This window comes from Amaricoccus tamworthensis, assembly GCF_049800875.1.
Taxonomy (GTDB): Bacteria; Pseudomonadota; Alphaproteobacteria; order Rhodobacterales; family Rhodobacteraceae; genus Amaricoccus; species Amaricoccus tamworthensis.
The window spans coordinates 504946-520186 of sequence record NZ_JBNAFV010000002.1 but is presented as its reverse complement, the minus strand read 5'-3'; the positions used below and the strand labels follow the sequence as shown (position 1 = coordinate 520186).

General features: G+C 61.8%; 14 protein-coding genes. 5 read left to right on the top strand and 9 right to left on the bottom strand.

What is annotated here, in order from left to right:
* Positions 1-38: 38 nt before the first annotated feature.
* Positions 39-1052, top strand: coding sequence for an extracellular catalytic domain type 2 short-chain-length polyhydroxyalkanoate depolymerase (locus tag ACP15P_RS06840; RefSeq protein ID WP_424927760.1), 1014 nt, complete (start codon positions 39-41; stop codon positions 1050-1052).
* 3 nt (positions 1053-1055) lie between these two features.
* Here ACP15P_RS06840 and ACP15P_RS06835 read toward each other — a convergent pair whose 3' ends face one another.
* Positions 1056-3944 carry an adenosylcobalamin-dependent ribonucleoside-diphosphate reductase gene (locus ACP15P_RS06835; protein WP_424927759.1) on the bottom strand — a complete coding sequence of 963 codons (2889 nt, stop codon included), beginning with the start codon at positions 3942-3944 and terminating at the stop codon, positions 1056-1058.
* A gap of 153 nt (positions 3945-4097) precedes the next feature.
* On the opposite strand from ACP15P_RS06835, the gene ACP15P_RS06830 reads away from it, so the two are divergent.
* Positions 4098-4538, top strand: a complete 441-nt coding sequence (locus ACP15P_RS06830) for a DUF1489 family protein (protein ID WP_424927758.1) — start codon at positions 4098-4100, stop codon at positions 4536-4538.
* Between the two features lies 1 nt (position 4539).
* Complete coding sequence (locus tag ACP15P_RS06825) at positions 4540-5004, top strand: hypothetical protein (protein ID WP_424927757.1); 465 nt, start codon at positions 4540-4542, stop codon at positions 5002-5004.
* Positions 5005-5064: 60 nt separating this feature from the next.
* On the opposite strand, the gene hisG is transcribed toward ACP15P_RS06825, so the two are convergent.
* From hisG to ACP15P_RS06800, 5 genes are all read right to left on the bottom strand, one after another.
* Positions 5065-5781, bottom strand: coding sequence for an ATP phosphoribosyltransferase (hisG, locus tag ACP15P_RS06820; protein WP_424927756.1), 717 nt, complete (start codon positions 5779-5781; stop codon positions 5065-5067).
* Positions 5778-6923, bottom strand: coding sequence for an ATP phosphoribosyltransferase regulatory subunit (locus ACP15P_RS06815; RefSeq protein ID WP_424927755.1), 1146 nt, complete (start codon positions 6921-6923; stop codon positions 5778-5780). The genes hisG and ACP15P_RS06815 overlap by 4 nt, the downstream gene beginning before the upstream one ends.
* Positions 6924-6926: 3 nt before the next feature.
* The gene (gene hisS / locus ACP15P_RS06810) at positions 6927-8423 is read right to left on the bottom strand and encodes a histidine--tRNA ligase (protein WP_424927754.1); all 1497 of its coding nucleotides are present in this window, start codon (positions 8421-8423) and stop codon (positions 6927-6929) included.
* 121 nt (positions 8424-8544) lie between these two features.
* The gene (locus ACP15P_RS06805) at positions 8545-8994 is read right to left on the bottom strand and encodes a hypothetical protein (protein WP_424927753.1); all 450 of its coding nucleotides are present in this window, start codon (positions 8992-8994) and stop codon (positions 8545-8547) included.
* Between the two features lie 93 nt (positions 8995-9087).
* A complete protein-coding gene (locus tag ACP15P_RS06800; protein WP_424927752.1) occupies positions 9088-9564 on the bottom strand; it encodes a flavin reductase family protein in 477 nt (158 codons plus the stop codon).
* Positions 9565-9950: 386 nt separating this feature from the next.
* Here ACP15P_RS06800 and ACP15P_RS06795 point away from each other — a divergent pair, with 386 nt between their 5' ends.
* A complete protein-coding gene (locus ACP15P_RS06795; protein WP_424927751.1) occupies positions 9951-10136 on the top strand; it encodes a hypothetical protein in 186 nt (61 codons plus the stop codon).
* Between the two features lie 54 nt (positions 10137-10190).
* Here ACP15P_RS06795 and ACP15P_RS06790 read toward each other — a convergent pair whose 3' ends face one another.
* A complete protein-coding gene (locus ACP15P_RS06790; protein WP_424927750.1) occupies positions 10191-12125 on the bottom strand; it encodes an acyl-CoA synthetase in 1935 nt (644 codons plus the stop codon).
* A gap of 171 nt (positions 12126-12296) precedes the next feature.
* The gene (locus tag ACP15P_RS06785; protein WP_424927749.1) at positions 12297-12527 is read right to left on the bottom strand and encodes a hypothetical protein; all 231 of its coding nucleotides are present in this window, start codon (positions 12525-12527) and stop codon (positions 12297-12299) included.
* 170 nt (positions 12528-12697) lie between these two features.
* Here ACP15P_RS06785 and ACP15P_RS06780 point away from each other — a divergent pair, with 170 nt between their 5' ends.
* The gene (locus tag ACP15P_RS06780; protein WP_424927748.1) at positions 12698-13294 is read left to right on the top strand and encodes a hypothetical protein; all 597 of its coding nucleotides are present in this window, start codon (positions 12698-12700) and stop codon (positions 13292-13294) included.
* Positions 13295-13306: 12 nt separating this feature from the next.
* Here ACP15P_RS06780 and ACP15P_RS06775 read toward each other — a convergent pair whose 3' ends face one another.
* Complete coding sequence (locus tag ACP15P_RS06775) at positions 13307-15091, bottom strand: ABC transporter transmembrane domain-containing protein (RefSeq protein WP_424927747.1); 1785 nt, start codon at positions 15089-15091, stop codon at positions 13307-13309.
* Positions 15092-15241 lie beyond the last annotated feature (150 nt).

Below are 15241 nucleotides of genomic sequence, written 5' to 3'. Positions count from 1 at the left end.
CCGACAGCGTCTTTTCCGCATTTTCGGAGGTATCGACGATGAAAAACCCGCTGCACCCGGCGATTCTGTCCCTGTTTGTCAGCGGCATCGCAGCCGCTGACCCCCTGCCGAATCTCAATCTCGAACCAGGCACGACCACGGTATCCGGCCTGTCCAGCGGCGCTTTCATGGCCGTTCAGATCCAGGTCGCCTTTTCCGGCACGATTTCCGGGGCCGGCATCGTCGCTGGCGGCCCCTATGACTGCGCGGCCGGCGCGGTCTGGCGCGCGCTCTTTGTCTGCATGGATCCGTTTCTCATTGAGCCCGACGCCGGTGCCTCGGTTTCGATGATCCAGGCCATGGCCGCGGAAAACCTCATTGATCCCGTCGACGGCATCACCCCCGATCGGCTCTACCTGTTCCACGGGCAGGCCGATGATACCGTCGCACGCGTCACCATGGATACGCTGAGCCAGACCTATACGCTGCTCGGTGTCAGCCCCGATGACATGGCCTATGTCACCTCAATCGACGCTGGACATGGCTTTGTGACCGAACGCGGCCCCGTGCCTTGCGATGAAACCCGCCCCGATTTTCTCATCGACTGTGATTTCGACCAGGCGGGTAATATCCTCAATCAACTCTACGACGACCTCCAACAACCCGTTGAACCAGGGGATGAAGGCTTCGTCACCTTCGACCAGTCGGACTACACGGAAAACGCGCCGGGTATGGACGACACCGCTTTCGCCTATATTCCCGCGAGCTGCGCGGAGGGCGAAACCTGTCGCCTGCACATTACCCTCCACGGTTGCAAACAGGGACGCGAGACCATTGGTGAGGACTATGCCCGGCTCACAGGCTACAACCGATGGGCCGAGGCCAACGGCATCGTCATCCTGTACCCGCAGGCTATCGAAATCCCGTCGCCATGGTTCAACCCGTTTGGCGGCAACCCCAACGGCTGCTGGGACTGGTGGGGCTATTCCGGCCGCGACCACCTCAGCAAATCGGCACCGCAACTTGCCGCCATTGCCAACATGGCCGCCGCCCTGGGTGCACCGCTTGACTAGGGATCATCCGCAGCTGCCGGTATAGCCGCAGGCCGTGCAGAAATCGCACCCGTCCCGCCGGATCACCGCCGCATGGCCACATTCGGGGCAGGTCCGCCCGGCCACGATCCCCAAGGGCGCCGTGCCTACGGCGGGCGCCTCTTCCGGCACCGGCGCATCGCTCCAGATGGTCGAACTGCCCGACACGGGAAACCCTTCACTGTCGAGCAGCCCAAGCATCGCATAGCGGTGGATCAGCAATCGGGCCACATAGGCGATCGTCGACGGCTGAACCGACTGCTTCGCACTCCCTGGCTGGCGGGCGAAGAAATCCCCCTGCGCCTCCGGCAGATCCTTCAGACCACGCAGCTTCTTTCCGATCCAGGCCGGATCGATCACGCGCATGTCGAGGCTCAAGCTCTTGGTCAGCCCGTTGAATTCCAACGGATACGCTCCGGACAGCCACACACTGAACGGACGCTTCGTGCCATCGGGCAGCAGACATTCCTTCACGAACATTGCGAAGTCATCGCCCGTGGTCGGGTTCAGAATATCCACCGTCCAGCTCAGCGTGCCTTCCACGCCCGATTTGGGCTCCTTGCGCGAGAACAGCGCATTCACCAGCGGCGTTTCCGCCTCCTCGTCATCAAAAACCCCAAGGCTTTCGCACCGGAATTTCACAACTTTGGCAAAGGCACTTACGTTCCCCGCCACCGGTACGAGGTTACCGTCCGGCGGCATCGGCATGTGATATGGCGCGCCCGGAGTTTTCTCCAGACTTTCCAGCTTCATGCGCAGCCAGTCCGAATCCTGCGCCCGCATGTCCATGGAAAGGTTCTTCGCCAGCGCACCCAAGCCACGCGGCGTCTGCTCGCCATTTGCCCAGACCTCAAACGGCTGATTGCGCCCGTTCTCCACGTGCCCGACGAACACCGCAAACCGGTTCCCCGGCGCTTCCACCATATAGGTCCAGGACGGCGACCCCGCCTTCAGGCTCGGCCGGTGCGGCCAGCGCAGGGCGGCGAGAGCCACCTGCGGCGCGTCGCTCACCTGAATGCGCCGATCCTCATCGGACTGGTCGAGATCCTCACCCGCCTTGCTCTCCACCGACAGAACCGACCCGAGCACGTTATTCGGCCGATAGGTCGTGATCCCTTTCAGCCCGCGCTTCCAGGCCTGAAGGTAGAGATCCTCGAAATCCTCAAACGGATAGTCCTCCGGGACGTTCACCGTCTTGGAAATTGCCGCGCAGATATAGGGCTGGATCGCCGCCTGCATTTCCATGTGGTCCATCGCGGAAATCTCAAGCGCGTTGCGAAACGCTTCCGGCAATTCGTCCGAATTGCCGCCCCGCGCCTTCCACAGCCGGTAGGCATGATCCTCAACCTGATACTCGCGGGTTGTGTTGTCGGCCTCCCGCTTCTTGCGGGTGTAGTACCAGGAAAATGCCGGCTCGATGCCGTTGGAGGCGTTGTCCGCAAAGGCGAGCGAAATCGTCCCGGTCGGTGCAATCGACAGAAGGTGACTGTTGCGGATACCATATTTGCGGATGTCCGCGCGAATATCCTCCGGCAACCGCTTCGCCATGCCCGACGCCAGATACCGCTCCGCATCGAAGAGTTTGAAAGCACCCTTCTCCTTTGCCAGCGCGACCGACGCGCGATAGGCCGCATCCCGCATGGTCCGCGTTACATCCGCCGCAAACTCCCGCGCCTCAACACTGTCGTATTTCAGCCCCATCAGGATCAGCGCATCGCCGAGCCCCGTGAATCCCAGACCCACGCGGCGCTTGTTCGCCGCCTCCGTCGCCTGCTCCGGCAAGGGCCAGACCGTCGCGGTCAACACGTTGTCGAGCATCCGGATCGCGGTCGCCACGCAATCCGCGAACGCTTCCGCCCGGAAGACCGCATCGACGCCAAAGGCATTGTCCACAAACCGCGTCAAATTGATCGACCCGAGGCAGCAGCATCCGTAATCAGGAATGGGAATCTCACCGCAGGGATTGGTCGCCTCGATCCGCTCACAGTAATGCAGGTTGTTCTCGCCATTGATCCGGTCAAGGAACAACACGCCCGGCTCGGCCGCGTCATAGGTGTTGCGGGCAATGATCTGCCACAGCTCCCGCGCCCTGATCGTGGCATAAATCCACTTGCCGTCCTCACGCTGACGCGCACCGGCCCGCAACTGAGCCGGCCCTGGCTCAGCTTCATGCACGAGGTCAAAATCCTCATCCGCGTCCACGGCTGCCATGAAGGCGTCGCTCACCCCAACGGAAATGTTGAAGTTGTTCAGCCGCCCGGCCTGGGATTTCGCGCCAACAAACTCCATGATGTCCGGGTGGTCACAGCGCAAAACGCCCATCTGCGCCCCACGCCGCGACCCGGCGGATTCCACCGTGGCGCAGGACTGGTCAAACACATGCATGTAGCTGATCGGGCCCGACGCGGAACTGTCCGTGCCATGCACCCGCGCGCCCCTTGGCCGGATCGTGGAGAAATCATAGCCCACACCGCCACCCCGGCGCATGGTTTCCGCAGCCTCCCGCAGGGCGGTATAAATTCCAGGTTTGCCGTCTGAATTACCGGAAATCGAGTCGCCCACCGGTTGCACGAAGCAGTTGATCAGCGTGACCTCGCGAATATCCGACCCCGCCGCTGAATTGATCCGCCCGCCGGGAATAAACCCGGTCTCAAGCGCGCGCAGAAACTCCGGTTCGTGTTTTGCCGGATCATCCTCGACCTTCGCCAACCCCCTGGCCACCCGCGCCCGCACGGCACGGACCATTTCGGGTGCATCGAGATCCTTCTCCGCACCTTTTGCGTATTTCTCCCGCAGGACATCCAGACTGACCTCCTGCCAGGGCATTTCATCTGACGGGGCAACGTCGAAATTCCTGCGGTCAGGCCTGTTCATCTGCGAAAATCCCTGATTGGTGTGAGAGCGTCCAGAATACGCCCGCCGCCTCTTTCGGTCAATTCATGGTTACCGCCGAATTCGCGGATGACGCCGGTTTGTTTCCACTATATTGTGTCACACCGCGTCACGTCCACAGGAGATAGCGCAAACATGACGGCAGCGGTCAACCTGGTGAAACTATGCGTCGGAGTGGAATCCGTCGATGAACTGCGGCAGTGGCAGGAGGCCCGCGCGGCGCAGCGTGCGGCTGACGGCATTGATCCCCGCCCGCGCCACATCACCCGGGCCTGGCCCAAACAGGCTGACGCCCTGCTCGACGGCGGTTCGCTCTACTGGGTCTTCAAGGGCCTGATCCTCGCCCGCCAGAAGGTCGTGGCCCTGGAGGAAAAAATCGGGGAGGACGGCATCCGCCGCTGCGCCCTGATCCTTGATCCCGAACTGATCCGCACCGTGCCACAGCCCCGTCGCCCGTTCCAGGGCTGGCGCTACCTGAACGGCCTGGATGCCCCCGCCGATCTGGACGATGACACGCAAACCGACAACATGCCCCCCGAACTCATGGCCGAATTGGCTGAAATCGGAGTGTTGTAAAATGTTTCTGCGAAAGCTCGCACCACTTGCGGTTGCGGCGGCGCTGCTTCTCCTGCCCGTCACCGCAGACGCTGAAAGCCGCTTCGGTTATGACTGGGACGCACTTGGCCAGGAATTCTGCCGACTGACGCTCGCCGGCGACACCTCCGCCATGGCTCCGGTCCTCTCAGAATCACTCGTCGCCCTGATACGGCAGGCCTCCGCCAACCCAAACATGCCATCGGGCCGCACACTGTTCCAGACCTACCAGACCAAGGTCAGCGAATGCACCGCCCGGACCATCAGTTCCGCCATCGTTGAAATCAAACGCCAGAACTTCGGTGCCGTGGGCAACCCGGCCTGGACCGAATACCTCGTCGTCGTCCCCCAGACCGACGGCACCACACGCATCGATGACGTATTGTTCGCCACCCGCCGCAGCGACACCCTCCGCGCCCGCCTGAACGGCTGGGCCAGCGGACGTTAGCGCAATTCGGCTATATCCGTGGCAGATCGAGCCGCGACAGACTTCGGATCAAAACCGCGGTCAGCCCCCCGGAATCCCCGGCACCTCAACACCAATCCGCTTACAAACCTCGGCCAGCGCAGTCCGCTCACCATCCGCCCACTCCGCCGCACCTGACAGAAACAGCGTCGCACCACTCTTCAGGATCAGACCATCATCAAGAACACGCAAATGGTTCTCACGCAGCGTCGACCCCGTAGAGGTGATATCCGCCACCACTTCCGCCGTCAGGTTGCGCACCGTCCCTTCGGTCGCGCCCTGGCTGTCCACAAGCTGATAATCCGCCACGCCGTGGCTCCGGAAAAACTCCCGCACCAGATGGTGGTACTTCGTGGCCACCCGCAGACGGTGCCCGTGCACCGCCCGAAAACGCGCTGCCGCCGCGTCCAGATCGGACATGCTCACCACATCCACCCAGAAGGCGGGCACCGCCACCACCAGATCGGCAAAGCCAAATCCCATGGGCGAGAGTTCAACCAGCCGCTCCGACCAGCGCGCGATCTCCTCACGCACGAGATCCTGCCCGGTCACGCCCAGATGCAACCTGCCGGCTGCCAGTTCACCAGGAATTTCCCCGGCGGAGATAAGCACAAGTTCGACCCCGTCGATCCCCTCAACCTGGCCCTGGTACTCCCGGCCCATCCGGCTTTTGGAAATGCGAATGCCGCGCTCGCCGAACCAGTCGATCGTGCCTTCCTGCAGACGCCCCTTGGACGGAATTCCCAGCTTCACACTCATGCGCCCGCCCTCCGAAGTGCCGCCAGCGCCTCAACGCGGATCATGCCGCCTACGGCCGTCATACCCTCGCCCTGGCTCAACGTGCGCGTCAGAGCGTCATACCGCCCACCACTGGCCACCGCAGGCAGGTCCGGCGCATCCACGGCCTCGGCTCCAAACACAAACCCGTCATAATATTCCAGCGTCGTGCGCCCAAAACTGCCTTCAAAGGCCAGTCCCTCCGGGTCAATGCCGCGTGCCTCAAACGCCGCCAGCCGCGCTTCGAGACGGTCAACAGCCCGCGTAAATCCGGCCTGCCCGTCCTGCAAATCCCGCAACCGCGCCAGGGCTTCCGTCGAACTGCCCTTCACGGCCAGCACGGCCTCCAAAAACGACACCGCGCCCGGATCGAGCGGAGCGATTTCGCACTCATCCGCCAGCGCCCGTACCCGTCGCGCAACCTCGTCAGCCGAACGCAGTCCAACCGGCTTGCCCGCATCCCGTATCGCGGCATCGAGCCCGCCGGAGTTCAGAACCTCAACCAGCTCCCGCCGTTTTTCCACATGCAGCGCATGATCCACGCCGTACCGGCGCAGGAGCGACTGAAACCGCTGCGGCCGCCACAAATGCCGACGCAGCGCCGCCTTGCGCGCGTCACTGGTATCGAGCGCGTCAATTGCCGAAATCGCCAGACCCATGTCGCCGGTCACGAACCGCACACCCGCGTCGCCAACCGCCTCCATAATCAGCGAGAGAACCTCCGCGTCCGCCGTTGCCTGATCCGACGCGCCAAACAGCTCAAACCCCGCCTGCAGGTATTCGCGCGGCCTCTCTGATCCAAACTCCTGCCGCCGCCAGACCGGCCCGCAATAGGCATAGCGGGCCTCCTCCAGTTCAGCCGCCGCATGCAGCCTTACCAACGGCACCGTGAAATCTGGCCGAAGCATCATTTCAGCCCGGTCATCACGGGTCACAAAAGCCCGCGCCCGGATGTCCTCACCATAAAGATCGAGCAGAACATCCGCCGGCTGCAAGACCTCGGGTTCCACCCGGTCCGCGCCCGACGACATCAGCACACCGAGAACCGACGAAATCTCTGCATCAAGCTGCGACAGGCCCGCACCCATGCGGGCGCCCTTCAGATAGGCGCGATCGGTTACCATGGCTCAGGCCCCGTCCCGCGACAGCATGGACTTCACATGTGCGACCAGATCACCGCGCGCAATCTCCTGCTGCGCCGGCTGCGCCTTCCAGTCCTCGTTGCTCTCGATATTCGCGGCAAGCTTCGCGCCCAGCACCAGGTCCTTAACCTGAACCACACCGCGCTCCAGTTCATTGCCGCCCTCGACAATCGCCACCGGGCTGCTGCGCTGGTCTGCGTATTTCATCTGCTTGGCCATGTTGCCACCGCCGAGGAAGACCTCCGCACGAATACCGGCATTGCGCAACTCCGCCGCCATCGCCTGGTAATCGGCCATGCGGCCCTTGTCCATCACGGTCACGACCACCGGCCCGGCGCCCTGGTCCGCAAGACGACCCTTCGCCTTCAATGCGGCCAGCAAACGGTCCACGCCAACCGACACACCCGTTCCCGGCACCTTCTCGCCGGTAAACCGCGTGATCAGATCGTCATAGCGACCCCCACCAGCCACAGAACCAAACTGCTGCTTACGGCCCTTGTCGTCGAGTACCTCAAAGGTCAGCTCCGCCTCGAACACCGGACCGGTGTAATAGCCCAGCCCACGCACGACGGAGGGATCGATCATAAACCCGGTCTGTCCCCGCGCTGTCAGCAGATCGCCAATGGTCTCAAGCTCCTGAACACCCTCAAGCCCCGTGATCGACCCGGACACAAGTTCACGCAGCCGCGTACAGGTCGCCGCACCGTCATCGCGCCGCGCGCCCATGAATTCCACGATCAGAGACGCCTGCTCATCCGCCAGACCCGCACCTTTCGTGAAATCTCCGCTTTCATCCTTGCGCCCCTCACCGAGCAGCGCCCGCACACCATCGAGGCCAAGACGGTCAAGCTTGTCGACCGCCCGCATGACAATGCCCCGTTCGTGGGCCTTTGCCTCGGGATTGGCACTGTCGAGCAGCCCGGCCACTTCGAGAACGCCATTCATGACCTTACGGTTGTTGATCCGGATCGAATAATCCGCAGCATCAATCCCCGCCGCCGTCAGAGCGGACCCCAACATGCCGCAGATCTCCGCATCCGCGGCAACACTGGCCGAGCCGACCGTATCCGCATCGCACTGGTAAAACTGCCGAAACCGCCCCGGCCCTGGCTTCTCATTGCGCCAGACCGGCCCGACCGCATAGCGCCGGTAAGGATTGGGCAGATCCCGCCGGTGCTGCGCAAACGCGCGCGCCAGGGGGGCCGTCAGGTCATAGCGCAGGGCCATCCAGCCCTCGTCGCCATCCTCCCAGGCAAACACGCCCTCATTCGGCCGGTCCACATCCGGCAGGAACTTTCCAAGAGCCTCCACGGTCTCAACCGCGCTCGTTTCCAGTGGATCGAACCCATGGGCGTAGTAAACCTCCGTGATCCGCGACAGCATTTCCGAGCGCGCCACCACGTCCTGACCAAAATAGTCACGGAACCCGCGCGGAGTTTCCGCACGTGCCCTGCGTGGTTTTTTCACTTTGTTTTTCGCCATAATCCGATCCGGGGTTAACAGTTGCGCGTCCTCGTACCCCAAAGCCCCGCCAGGGGGCAAGATCAGTCATGGAAGGGTCACAAACCGCGCGGTGCCTTTCGGATGGCCATTGACCTTTGGCTCACCGAAAATAGGCGTCGTACACGCTCTCATGCCCCAGATCGCGCACAAAAACCATGAGCGAGGTATAGGTGAACACCAGAATGGCGAGCCACATCTGAACCACCCCAAAATGGCTCCAGTCAAACGCCTGCACATCCGCTGCAACACCTGCGTCAAACCCTTCCGAACTCCGGCTGGCCGAAAATGCCCGCTCCGCCACATGCAGGACAGTAGTCAGAATGTAGTAGAGAAACGACTTCCACAGGATCAAGACAAACCGCGACCGCCCGTTGAAGCGGTTGAAGAAAGGCAGCATCTCCGCCCCGATCACCGCTTTCGCCACCAGCAAAGCCCCCACACAGGCGGTCAGATGGGAAATCGGAGTGGCCCCCTTATCCGGCGACAGCCCGTCAATGGTCAGCACAAGCGCATTGAAGCCAATCCCGAAATACACCACCGGCGGCAACATCTGACACAATTCATGCGTTACCGTTTTTGCAAGAGACCGCGCCAAGTTTCCCCCTACCTGTTACTCTACCAGCTCCGCGCCGCGGACCCCGTCTTAATCCCTCGACAGCCTGGCATAGCTTCCGCGATGGTAGAGCAGCGGCAGCCCCCCTGGCACATCGAAGCGCAGAACCTCGCCCACAACGATCAGGTGATCCCCACCGTCATACCCTGCGGCATGGCGACACTCGAAGCGAGCGGCGCAATCCTCAAAGAGCGGCGCATCCCCCGCTCCCTTCGAAAAATCCAGCCCGTCGAAATTCGTCCCGGTCGTCGCAAACCGCATCGACAGATCGGCCTGGTCCTCGTTCAGTACGTGGATGGCAAAATGGGACGCGGCCTCAAAAGCCGGAAAGCGGTCCGAGTGCCGGGCCGGCGACCACAGAACCAGCGGCGGGTCCAGCGACACGCTCGCGAAGCTGTTCACCGTCATGCCAAGCGGCCCGTCCTCCGTCATGGTGGTGACAACGGTGACGCCCGTCGTGAAATGGCCAAGAGCGTCCCGAAACGCCCTGTCATCAAAATCCCGCATTCCCGTTCCGCTCTCTTGCCCGCATTCAGCGCCTGTCTCCGCTATACCGGCACCGTTGGTGGAATGATACCAGGCTCGAGCCATTCTCACGCCATTTTTTGGCTCCGGATTATTCGCATCAAACCCGGCTCCCGTACCCGCAACGTATTGATTCCCGGCAAAGCGTGAATGTCCGGCGAAACTCTTGGCCGCGACAAAACAGGGACCGTATTTATCGCAAATACCAGACAGATTTACTCACATTGCGATCAGTTTTGTTAACCTTTCGGCCGAAATCAGCCATTTTGCGGCGATTTTGGGGATTTTTCCTAACTGTTCGGTCAAAAAAACGTCTAGACAGGATCATCCGACGCCTCACGGTTTCGGACCAGTAAATTGAGGCGACCATGTATCTACCAGAAAACAACGACCAGATGTTCGACATACTTGCGGAACTCCGCGTGTATGCCGCGATGAACTCCATGCATGGACTGGCCGAGGAACTGGACGATGCCCTGATACGCCTTGAGACGGAAATCCGCCGCGGCAACCGTGGCTGCAACACCCGTCACAGCGTCAGGGACAAGTCCTGATCCTTGAAATCCGGCCCGCAACCCGCGGCCCGGGTCAATACCGACATAGCGATATCACCCGGCCTGCTCCTCCGTGGACGCAGCAGCCTCTTCCGCCGTCTGGCGACGCCACGGAACGGTGAAGGAGTTCAGAATGTGCTCCGCCGCCTCGTCGTCGGCCGCATCGGCACCGCCTGACACCACGGCAACAAGCCCAAGCCTCGTGTCCTCCTCCACGCCCAGAACCCGGACTTTCGAGCCCTCCTTCTTCAGGGCGTAATCAAAGGTTCGTGCAATGGCGAGACGCCGCAACGCCGGCTTGAATATCTTGCCCACCGCCGTCTTCGGCAGTTCATCCAGTATCTCCACATGCCGGGGAAACGCCGCACGCTCCTGGACCTCGCCATTTGCGTGCTGGATCAGTTCATCCACCGTCGCATTCGCCCCGTCCGACAGTTCCACATAAACCGCCGGCACTTCACCGGAATGCCGGTCCGGCTGACCAATCGCGCCGGCAAACGCCACATCCGGGTGCTTCATGAAAGCCTCCTCGATCGTCGCCGGGTCAATGTTGTGCCCACCCCTTATGATCAGATCCTTGGCCCGCCCGGTGATCCAGATGTAATTGTCACTGTCGATCCGGCCCAGATCGCCGGTGCGCAGATACCCGTCCTCGGTCAGAACCTCGCGGTTTCGAACGGGATCGGTGTAGACCTGCTCATTCACCCCGGGGTTTTTCACACAGATCTCGCCAACCTCATCCGTACCGCACTCGCGCTGGATCTTACCGCCGGATTCGCAATGCAAAATCCGCACATCCGTATAGGGGAACGAAAAGCCGACACTGCCCACCTTGCGGGTCCCGAACGGCGGATTGATCGACACGAGGCAGGTGGCCTCGGTCATGCCATAGCCTTCAAGGATCTTGACGCCGGTGGCCTCCTCAAAGCGCGAGAACACCTCTTGCGGCATCGCGGCCGACCCGCTGATGGCAAGCCGCAATGTCGATACATCCGCATTGACCGGCCGCTGCAGCAACGCCGCCGCCGCCGTCGGGACCGTAATCATGAAGGTGGCCCGGTAGCGCTCAACCAGCTTCCAGAAATTGTCCATTACCCCCTCGCCGCGATACCCCTGTGGCGTGGGAAACACGACATGGCATCCGGACATCAGAGCCGACATGTAGGCCGGATAGGCCGCGAGTACATGAAACATCGGTAACGGACACAGCATCGTGTCGTCCTCGGTGAACAGATGCGATGACCCGATCCAGCCATTGTACAATATCCCGCTCGCCCGGTGCTGCGCCACCTTGGGCAGGCCCGTGGTCCCGCCCGTGTGGAAATAGGCGCACATACGGTCATCGAGGGTTTCCTTGAAATCCAGAAACTCGTGATTGTACCGCGCCATCTCCGCGTAGAGGTCCAGAACCTTCGCCTTGTGCCTCACATCGATCTTCGGCCGGATAAACGGCACGATCCATCCCAACGGCGCGCCAAGATACCGCGCCAGATCCACCTGCAAAACCGTCTCCACATCCGGTGCCATCGCAACCGCATCGGCCACCGTCTGCGCCAGATCGGTCTTCGGGAAAGGCGCCAGCGTCACGACAACCTTGGCCCGCGTCTCACGCAGAATACCGGCGATATGCTCCGATGAAATGATCGGGTTGATCGGATTGACGATCCCCGCCGTGGCCCCGGCCAGCATCACAAACGGCGCCTCGATCCCGTTGGGCAGAAGATACGCCACAACATCTTTTGGGCCGATCCCCAGATTGTGGAACAGATTGGCCGCCCGCGTCACATCGGCCTTCAACTCGCGCCAGGTCAGCGTGACCTTTTTGTCCTTCGGGCCGGATTTCAGCTGAAAACTGACCGCAGGCCGCGCCCCGTGCATGTCAACGGTCTGTGCAAGCTGCTCATAAAGCGAACGGGCCGTCCACCGGTCGCCGACCGGCATCTCCTCCTCCACGGCCACCTTGTCCGCGAATACCGCCGTTTTTTGCATGGCGCTCTTCCCCTGTCTCTGTCCCGTTTCAGCCTGGGCATCTCATATTGATGAATCAATAATGCGGGCGAACGCCCATCCGGACAAGGGATTACGCAAAGGAAGGTTCAGGTAATCCGGTCCTGGCACGGCTTTTCGACCCGCACGGGGCCAAAACCCGAGCAAACGAGGTCAGTGCAGGCTGAGCAGCACTTCGATGTCGCGAATGGTCAGCGGTTCCAGAAGCTTGCGTTCGTCCGCGTTGAGCCTGCCGCTGTCGATCTGCGCATGTACCAGCCGCGCAACCTCGCTGGTCGACTGGTAGTAGAATTCCGGGGACTCCCGGCTCAGGTCTTCCATGATCCGCTGCAGAAGAACCTTGCGCTTTTCCCCGTCAGTTTCGGATTTCTTTTCCTGAAGCATATGGCCCCCCGCGAATGGCTTCACAACTAAGAGATAAAGCCGGGAACCAACGGATCAACCACACCGGCGCCGGATTGCAGCCGAAAACCGCCCGACATCGACACAATGACGTGTAAGGCACTGGACATGCGCCCCCCGCGCCACATCATAACCCCATGAGTTTTCGCCTGATGAAACTGCTGAAACCAGTGGCCAAAACCGCACCCGCCACCGAGGCCACGACGCCCTTCGCGGAGCGTGTCATGGTACTCAACGCGGATCCATATCTGATTGTTGCGGACACGCATCTCCGGCTGATTTCGGTCTTTGACGATCTGCGCTATGACCGGTCCGACCTCGACATGCTCTGCGCTCCCATGCGCGACCGGGCGCTGCGCCGCCTTAAACCGATGGGCTTTTCGCAAAAGTCCGGCACCGTCATAGAAAACCGGGCGGAGGACATCCGCATACACATGCCGAAATTTCGTGCCCTCGGTGCGTCGCCGTTCGATGCCCTCCGCGACACGGACCAGCGCCCACAGGACTACGTTCTGCTCACGCCAACTCAAACCGCCGCCCGGATCATCGAGGGCCACGACCCCGACCCGGCCATGGACCTGCTCGAAGCACTGGTCGCCCGCCACCCGGTCAACCTGCTGCGCATTTTCGACTTTTTGGACTCCAGCCCGCGGCATGCGGCGTTCAAAAAACCGCTGGGCTATCTCGTCCACGTGCAGCGCCAGGCAATCGCCAAAGAGCCGCTCAAAACCCGTCGCGCCCTGCGCTGACCGCCTTGCCCGTTACGCCGCGCCATCTGTGAACTGCAACCGCGCCAGCCGCGCATAAAGGCCGTCCTGCTCCACCAGCGTCTCGTGATTGCCATCGGCCACAATGCGGCCTTCCTCGAAGACGATAATCCGGTCCGCCCGTTTCACCGTGGCCAGCCTGTGCGCAATGATCAGCGTCGTACGTCCCTCGGACAGGGTCTCAACCGCCTGCTGCACCGCCCGTTCACTCTCCGCGTCCAGCGCACTCGTGGCCTCATCGAGCAGCAGAACCGGCGCATCCCGCAAAATCGCCCGCGCCAGCGCAACCCGTTGCTTTTGCCCGCCGGAGAGCATCACGCCGCGCTCACCGACAAAGGTGTCATACCCGTCCGGCAGCTTCTCAATAAACCGGTGCGCATCCGCTGCCCGCGCGGCTTCCCGCACCTCGTCATCCGTCGCATCGGGCCTTCCGAACCGGATGTTCTCCAGCGCCGAGGTCGCAAAAATCACCGGCTCCTGCGGCACGGAGGCAAACTGCGACCGCAAATCCGTCAAATCCAGATCACGCAACGGCACCCCATCAAGGGTAATCCCGCCCGACATCGGATCAAAAAACCGCAGCAGCAACTGGAACACCGTCGATTTACCCGCCCCGGACGGGCCGACCAGAGCCACGGTCTGTCCCGGTTTTAAGTCAAACGACACCAGATCCAGCGCCGCGATCTCCGGCCGCGCCGGATAGTGGAACGTCACATTGGAAAACCCGATCCGACCCTTCACGGGGTTCGGAAGCGCCTTCGGTGTGTCCGTTACGACAATCGGGTCCTCCGCCTGGATCAGTTCCACCATACGTTCCGTCGCACCCGCCGCCCGCTGCAACTCGCCCCAGATCTCCGACAGCGACCCAACGGCCCCCGCGACCAGCACCGCGTAAATCACAAACTGCACCAGCGCCCCGGGCGACATGGTCTCCGCCCGCACATCACGCGCCCCGATCCACAACACCGCCACAATTGAGGTAAAGACGAGGAAAATCACAATCGCCGTCATCACCGCCCGCGTCAGAATACGCTTCTTCGCGGTCGAAAACGCGTCCTCGGTCAGCCGTCCAAAGGCATCACGGCTGATCCGCTCATGTGTATTCGCCTGAATGGTTTGCGCCGCCTGCAACGCCTCCGATGCCTGCGCGCTCGATTCCGCAATCCGGTCCTGACTGGCCCGCGACAAAGCCCGCAGCTTGCGCCCAAGCGTCAGAATGGGAAACACCACCAGCGGCACACCCACCAGAACCAGCAGCGTCAGCTTCGCGCTGGTGATAAACAACAGCACCAGCCCGCCCACCAGCATCAGAACATTGCGCAACGCCACCGAGACCGACGAGCCGATCACCGACAGAACCAGCGTCGTATCCGTCGTCAGCCGCGACAGAACCTCACCGGTCATGATGCGCTCATAAAACGCCGGGCTCATCCCGATCACCCGGTCATAAATCGCCCGCCGGATATCCGCGATCACCCGCTCTCCCAGCCGCGTGACCAGATAAAACCTCAGCGCCGTGCCGAGCGCGAGAAGACCCGCAATCCCAATGGCGGCGGCAAAGTACAGATCCATTTGCGGCAGAGACTCCGCAAAGAACCCGTCGATCACCCGCCGCACCGCAATCGGCAGCGTCAGCGACAGCCCCGCCGTTACAATCAGCGCCAGACCCGCGCCAACAACCAGTGTCGTATAGGGGCGCAAAAACGGCCCGAGTGCCCTGAGAGGTGCCAGCGACCGGGACTTCGCCCGCGCCTCCGCCGCACTGTCCATTCGCGCCATGTCTTTCCCGACCCCGTAAATCCGTGTTTGCGGTCACTTACCAACGCCACCGACGAGGCTCAAGCAAATGCGCCATCCCCCTTTCGCATTTGCCAAAAAACCGACAAACAGCTTTCGACTGGATTCGCTTCGCGCGCCCGCTATGATCCC